Annotated in this window: 1 protein-coding gene; it reads right to left on the bottom strand. The window is 44.6% G+C overall.

Annotated features, from left to right (window positions below):
* Nucleotides 1-522, bottom strand: a 522-nt coding sequence (locus HC175_RS24335; protein ID WP_317172351.1) for a putative PEP-binding protein, incomplete at both ends; no start/stop codon positions are given.

Genomic DNA, 522 nt, shown 5'->3' with positions numbered 1-522 from the left:
CTACCACTTGAACATTGTCCAATGCGGCAGCTACCCTTCTGGCCTGGTCATTTGTGCCACCATAGCAATTTGGCGGCACAATAATTTTAATAGCTTTTCCTTTATGTTTCTCAAGCGCTTCATCAATAAGGCCCATCATGATCGCGTACTGCATCGATAAGCCCGAAGAAGCGAGAAGTGCTGGTGAATTGGTGCCGGTAATCTTTTTTATGGAAGCTAAGACTTTGGTTTTATTAGTTTCAAGATCCATTTCTTCCCTTACCTTTTTTATCGCCCGGCATTCGAGAAGGAATCCTTCCCGGTACAGCTCATGATAATATCGGGAAGCCCCCCTAAATCCGAGCATCGGATTTTCTTCTTCGGGTTCGAATTGTTTCCCGCCTATGAGGTTGGCGTATTCATTGGTCTTAAAATCGCTCATCCGAACGATGACCTCCTTGGGATAAAATGCCGCGGCCATGGTTGCTATACCCTGGGCCAACCGGTCTATAAAATATTCTTCTTTTTTAGAATAATTTCTCG

Source organism: Salinimicrobium oceani, assembly GCF_012037645.1.
Note: the sequence above shows the minus strand (reverse complement) of the source record. Positions and strands in the feature narration are given on the sequence as shown.